The sequence below is a fragment of the Blautia sp. MSK20_18 genome, from assembly GCF_020553125.1.
Taxonomy (GTDB): Bacteria; Bacillota; Clostridia; order Lachnospirales; family Lachnospiraceae; genus Blautia_A; species Blautia_A fusiformis.
Genome location: NZ_JAJCGR010000068.1, coordinates 1 through 6,578, shown reverse-complemented (window position 1 = coordinate 6,578; position 6,578 = coordinate 1). Strand labels below are relative to the sequence as shown.

Sequence of the window (6,578 nt, the reverse complement as noted above, 5' to 3'; positions counted from 1 at the left end):
AAGCATACACAAAGAAACAGTAAGCGGTATTCGTGAGAATCCGCATTATCTCGATTTGAGTATGTTTAATCACATTTTGAGTGGCAGAAAATATTATGGAATTAGGTGAAGGACTGAAGAAAATTTTACTGGCGGGTATTGGTACAGCAGCAGTGACAGCAGAGAAATCTAAGGAGATCCTGGATGAGCTGGTAAAAAAAGGAGAGCTTACTGTTGAGCAGGGAAAGGTCCTCAATCAGGAGCTGAAGCACAATATCAAGTCAACTGTTAAGACAGCAGCAGATTCCGTGAAAGAATCCGCAGCCAGAAAGAACGAGCAGGAGGAGCTTAAGGCGACGATCTCCAAGCTCACACCGGAGCAGCTTGCAGCTGTGAAGGCACAGATCGAGAGCATGCAGGCTGAGGCAGCTGCAAAAGAGGAAGAAGTACCTGTAGCAGAGCCTGTTGAGGATGCAGCCACAGAGACTGTTGAAGAAGAGAAAACAGAAGCAGCCGGCGGGAGTGAGGAAGCTCCGGAGGCAGAATAAAAAGAGACTTCTGAGAAAACAGCAGAACTCATGGAAGAAGCCGGACAGAACAAGACGGTGGAACAGAAACAAAAAGGCAGTTTAAGCACAAAGAGGAAGTATGAAAGCTGTCAGAGAATTAATAACGTAAACGGAGAATTTTATGGCCAGAGAAGAACAGGAGAAAAAAGAAAAAAGCGGATATGGAGAACGGCTGAGAGAGATCACAGCCGTTCTGAAAAAGCATGCCATTACCCGGGGTGTTTCTCCTGAGAAGCTCCGGCTCATACTGGAAGACCTGGGCCCAACTTATATCAAGTTGGGTCAGATTATGTCCCTGCGTTCCGATATTTTGCCCAAAATATACTGTGATGAGCTGATGAAACTCTGTTCCGATGTGCCGTCCATGCCTTTTTCACAGGTGATAGAAGTTCTGGAGGAATCCATGGGCTGTCCATGGCAGGAGGAATTTCAGCGCATTGATGAGAAGCCCCTTGGAGCTGCATCCATTGCACAGGTGCACCGGGCAACTCTGAAAACAGGGGAAGAGGTTGTGATCAAGGTTCAGCGAAAAGGAATCTATGAGACTATGGCCCGGGATATCGGACTGATGCATAAGGCAGTGCGTCTGATGCCACCGGTAAGTATCAAAGGCATGGTAGATCTGAACATGGTCTTAAGTGAGCTGTGGACCGTGACCCAGGAGGAGATGAATTTTCTCACAGAGGCAGCCAATATGGCGGAATTTGCGAAGAAGAATAAAGATGTGGCATTTGTGAAGGTGCCTGTTCTTTATCGCGAATATATTTCACCACATGTTCTGGTGATGGAATATATTGACGGCTTTGCGATCAATGACCGGGCAGATCTTCTGGCGAATGGATATGATCTCAATGAGGTCGGAACGAAATATGTGGATAATTTCATCAAACAGGTGATGGAGGATGGCTTCTTCCATGCAGATCCTCATCCCGGAAATGTACGGATTCAGGAGGGAAAGATCGTCTGGATCGACATGGGAATGATGGGGCGTCTTACAGAACACGACCGTCAGCTGATCAGCGAAGCCATAGAAGGTGTTGCCATGAACAACATCGGCAAGATCCAGGATGCGGTCCTGGCTCTTGGGGAGTTTAAAGGCAAACCGGATTCCAGCAAGCTTTATGAGGATATCCGCGGACTTATGGAGAAATACGGTACTGCGGATATGGGGAACATTGATGTGGCTGAAGTGATGGTGGACCTGATGGAGGTCATGAAAGAAAATAAGATCATGATGCCTCACGGACTGACTATGCTTGCAAGGGGGCTGACTCATGTGGAGGGGGTTCTGGCTGAGATATGTCCGGACATCAATATGACACAGATTGCTGCGGCAAGGCTCAAGGAGCAGCTGTTCAGCAATGGGAACTGGAAGCGTGAGATAAAAAAAGAAGGAAAAAATCTTGCCTGGTCCCTGAAACGTGCAGTGGATATTCCTTCTCTGGCAGCAGATTTTCTTCAGGGCTGTATGAAAGGGCAGACAAAGATCAATCTGGATCTTCATGCCTCGGATGATCTGGCGTGGCTTTTGCGGCGGCTGGTGCGGAATATTGTGATGGGGCTGTGGGTGATGGCACTTCTGATCAGTTCCAGCATTATCTGTACTACAGATATGAAACCAAAGCTGTGGGGGATTCCGGCGTTGGGGGCTTTTGGCTATGTGTTTGCTTTTATTATTGTTTTGTATGTGTTTATCAAGCATTTCTTTTCAGGAAAAAAATAAAAGACGGAGATCATTTGCAGAGTCTGCGGGATGGTTTCCGTCTTTTTTTGCTGTTATGGAATTGTTTCGGTCTGCTGTTATAACTGCGATTAGGAGCTATCATCTTCCGACCAGCTGGTAAAGGACGGAGTGCGGGTGTTTGGTCAGGTGTAGATGGTTCCGCTGTAGGCTTTGCGGAATTCCCTTGGGGTGTAGCCGGTTCCCTGGCGGAAGTAGTTGCAGAAGGAGGGAGCGTCCCGGAAGCCGCAGGAGAGAGCTGCTTCTGTGATGGTGCAGGAGGAGGAGCAGAGAAGCTGGGCTGCCATCTGGAGGCGGTGTTTCAGGAGATATTGTTTTGGGGAGGTGTTTTCATGTTCCATGAAGATCCGGTAAAGATAGGAACGGTCGATTCCTACGTAGTGTGCCACGTCTGAAATCTGGATGGGGTAGGCATAGTTGTTTCTAATGTATTCGGAGGCTTTCTGAAAGTACAGGTTTGAGATGTCGGTCCTGCTTTCGGAGGGCTTTTTTTGCATGTCGGATAATATCAGGAGGAGGTTTCCTGTGGAGGCAAGGTCGTTTCCGTTGTTTTCGGAAAAGGTGTCAAGTAGGCTTTGCATGTGGGTGAGGAGGCTGTTTTGCCGGGAGGGTGTTTCCGGGGTGAAGATTGGGGTGTCGGAAAATACGGTTTGTTTCAGGATTTCTTTGCAGGCGGAGCCGTCAAAGCCTGCCCAGGCATAGCTCCAGGGGTCGGAGGTGTCGGCGCGGTAGTAGATGGAGTCCATGGGGCGGATGAGAAAGGCGTCGCCTGCTTTCAGATGGTAGGTGTGGCCGCTGCACTGGTAGATGCCTTTGCCGTGGAAGATCACGTGGAGAAGGTAGTGTGGGCGCATGGCCGGGCCGAAGGAGTGGTTCGGACCGCAGTCTTCCTGGCCGCAGAAGTAGACGGAGAGGGTGTGCTGGGTTTGGGTTTCTTTGGAATCGTTTTTCATTTGGGTGGGCCTCCTGTTTTTGGGTTATTCAACAAAAACGCAATTTTGGGTCACAAAATGGGATGGAATGTTGTATGAGGTGATTATACAATATTGGGTGTGGGAAGGGCAAGGATGGATATGGATATACGGACGCCCGTGAGGTGTGTGCTGCCTGTCGGCGGGGCTTCGTCGGGGGCTGACTTCTAAGCCGCTGAAAATCTGCTAAAAGCGCTTTAAAAATTCTCGAACTCGCGTCTGAAGCCGCTCAGACAGCGAGAATTTTTGAAGCAACGCAGATTTCCACCGGCTAAGAATCAGCACCCCTCCTGCAGAGTCCGCCGACAGGCAGCACACACCTCACGGGCTGGTATTTCAGGGCGGAAGGGATAGAGTGGCGATGGCGGGAGGGATTACAGGTGAGGAGGGAAGGGGATGGAGAAAATGTGGCTGGCGGAGAGGGGATTTGGTTCAGAGTGGGAATGGTGGTGTTTTCCCGGGAGTTGGATGAGTCATCAGCGCTACGCTGGATGACTGGGACGAAAGGCAGAGTTTCCCTGTGGTCTGCCGGGGAAGAATGGGTCGAGGCGTTTCGCTGTCGACTTGGAGGTGAGTTGTTGTGGCAATGCAGTGGCGCCGGGATGAGATATCAATACATAGGAATATAGAGGAACACAGCGGAGCAGGATGAATACATCGGTGTAGCGTAGCATTATCAATACCGTAGAATACATCGCCGTGCCAATACATTAACACATTTCCACAGCGTACGACAATATAGCGTGCCCGGAAAGGGGGAGTGCGAGGGGGAAAAGCGGGCTTCGCAACTCTGAGTGCTTTCTCCCTCGCAGATTTCCTCCGCTTTGAAAAGCGGATAAATTTACACTAATACCCCCAAAAATAACCTCAACATTAAAAAAATAGATTTACATATAAAAGGAGGAGCCTCAACATGAAAACAACTATATTAAAAAACGAATTCTGGTACGGTGGTGCAGTCTATGAAGGCTACCGCCAGCCCGTAGGTGCAGACGACATTGTGGACTGGGATTTCCGCGAAAACCCAACCCACAATCAGATCATGCCTTTATTCCTTTCCTCGAAAGGCCGCTACATCTGGAGCGATGCAGGTTTTCACATTTCTTTCAGAAATGGTGAGATCCTGGCGGAAGGTCCGGAACCTATCATTCTGAAAGATGGCTTCAATGATCTGCGAGGTGCATACCTGGCAGCCATGAAAGCGCATTTTCCATTTCATGAGATCAAACTTTCAGACAGGTTTTTCAAAGTACCGGTATACAATTCCTGGATCGAACTTACCTATTATCAGACCCAGAAGAATATCCTGAAATATGCAAAAGGTATTCTGGAAAATGGTTTTCCATCCGGTGTTCTGATGATCGATGATGGCTGGTCTCCTTATTATGGAAGGTGGCAGTTCAGGGGGGATAATTTCAAGGATGCGAAGGCGATGCTCAAAGAATTGCATGAGATGGGATTTTCTGTGATGCTGTGGATCTGTCCGTTTATTACTCCGGATACGTTGGAGTTCCGGGAGGCTAGGGATAAGCATTTTCTGATTGAAACTCCGGAGGGAAAACCTCGTATCCTGGAGTGGTGGAATGGGTATTCTGCAGCTTTGGATCTGACGAATCCGGATGCGATGAAGTGGCTGAAGGATCAGCTGGATGTTCTGACGGATATGGGTGTGGATGGCTTTAAACTGGACGCGGGTGATCCTTGTTATTATCATGCGGGTGATAAGCTGTTCCGTGATGTTTCTACGGATGAGTTGTCCAGGCTTTGGGCTGAGTTTGGAGAGCAGTTTGCGTTTAATGAGCTGAGAGTGTGTTTCCGGGCCGGGGGTTATTCTCTGATGCAGAGACTTTGTGATAAGCAGACGAAGTGGGATGAGAGTGGTATTGCGGGATTGATCCCGGATACGTTGCTCCAGGGGCTTACTGGGCATCCTTTTGGCAGTCCGGATATGATTGGCGGGGGTGAGTATACCTGCTTTTTGAATGGGAATGAGAATGCGTGTACGCCGGAGATGTTTGTGCGGTATGCACAGATCGCGGCTTTGATGCCGGTGATGCAGTTTTCGGCTTCTCCGTGGAGGGTGCTGCCTGAGGCGGATTTTCAGAAGGTTAAGGCTGCGCTGGCGCTCAGAGAGAAATGTCTGCCGGAGATTTTCAAGGCTGTAGAGTGTGCGAAAGTTACTGGTGAGCCGATTGCCCGTTCTATGGAGTTTGTTTTCCCTGGACAGGGTATGGAGAGGGTGATGGATCAGTTTATGGTTGGTGATGCGCTTTTGGTGGCGCCTGTTTGGAAGCAGGGGGAGGTTGTCAGAAGTGTGACTTTGCCTGAGGGGCAGTGGAGGTGTGTTAGCCTTGGAGAGACTGAGGGTGATGTACTGAATGGTGGCCGGAATGTGGTTCTTGGTGAGAATGATGGGCTGGTTGTTTTGAGGAGAGTGTAGGACAACGCACAACAATTGCGTGCCCGGAAAGGGGGAGCGCGAGGGGGAAAAACGGGCTTCGCAACTCTGAGTGCTTTCCCCCTCGCAGATTTCCTCCGCTTTGAAAAGCGAAAATACTATATCTAAAAATACTATATCTAAATAAATAACAATTTTCCCAAGCTTTTCATCACAAAAGCGAAATATCCTCCTCCGGAGGAAGCAGCTTCTTAAAAAATCGATACAACAGCATCGAATTTATAAAAGCTACAAGTCCAAATCCAAAGAAAAACCAGCAGCATGCGTAAAGTGGCTGTAGCTTTGCATCGAGATATGTCATATACAATGGAAAGATCGTGATCACCGCAATGGCGATCGTTGTGGGGAAATGCATAAATGCCAGCAGAAATGCATTTCTGCAAAGTGCCCCCAGTGTATTAGCAAAGGTTGCGATTACCGGGAATATGTATAAAGTAAAAATTATCAGCAAAGTCAGAACCCCCACAGAAAGATAAAACAGCATATGTGCAGCGCTTCCTTCTGCATGGAGCAGAAAGCGGATATTCAGGATGAGCATGGTTCCGGCAGCAAGGATCAGCAGCCATATGATCAGTGACTGTTTGAAGTTTTCCTTAAAAGCTCTGAAAAATGTTTTCGTTGTGCCGTTGTTATTCCCTTTTACTGTACGCATCATGCAGTGATAAAGGGCAGTTAGTGATGGCCCAATGGTGATCACGGGGATGCAGCAGAGAATAAAAAGAAGATTGGCGATCACGATGTCACCCAGCTTGTTGAGAAATACATGGACGACATTATCTTCATTTAAAAGATTCATAACGAAATACCGTTACTGAAAACTTATAAAAAGTTATAAACTTCTATGTTTCATTCCTACTTCA

General features: G+C 48.2%; 5 protein-coding genes. 3 read left to right on the top strand and 2 right to left on the bottom strand.

The features are described from left to right. Positions 1-95: 95 nt before the first annotated feature. On the top strand, positions 96-527 hold the full coding sequence (locus LI091_RS18030) for a phasin family protein (protein WP_180215041.1): 432 nt from the start codon (positions 96-98) through the stop codon (positions 525-527). Between the two features lie 142 nt (positions 528-669). Next, on the top strand, positions 670-2,271 hold the full coding sequence (locus LI091_RS18025; protein WP_265191435.1) for an ABC1 kinase family protein: 1,602 nt from the start codon (positions 670-672) through the stop codon (positions 2,269-2,271). 143 nt (positions 2,272-2,414) lie between these two features. Here LI091_RS18025 and LI091_RS18020 read toward each other — a convergent pair whose 3' ends face one another. Continuing rightward, the gene (locus tag LI091_RS18020) at positions 2,415-3,242 is read right to left on the bottom strand and encodes an AraC family transcriptional regulator (protein ID WP_110104211.1); all 828 of its coding nucleotides are present in this window, start codon (positions 3,240-3,242) and stop codon (positions 2,415-2,417) included. Positions 3,243-4,173: 931 nt separating this feature from the next. On the opposite strand from LI091_RS18020, the gene LI091_RS18015 reads away from it, so the two are divergent. After that, positions 4,174-5,700: a glycoside hydrolase family 31 protein gene (locus tag LI091_RS18015; RefSeq protein WP_015526056.1), complete on the top strand. Its 1,527-nt coding sequence runs from the start codon at positions 4,174-4,176 to the stop codon at positions 5,698-5,700. Positions 5,701-5,869: 169 nt separating this feature from the next. Here the strand turns inward: LI091_RS18015 and LI091_RS18010 are convergent, their stop codons facing one another. Beyond that, on the bottom strand, positions 5,870-6,514 hold the full coding sequence (locus LI091_RS18010) for a YesL family protein (RefSeq protein WP_015526055.1): 645 nt from the start codon (positions 6,512-6,514) through the stop codon (positions 5,870-5,872). Positions 6,515-6,578: the final 64 nt, after the last annotated feature.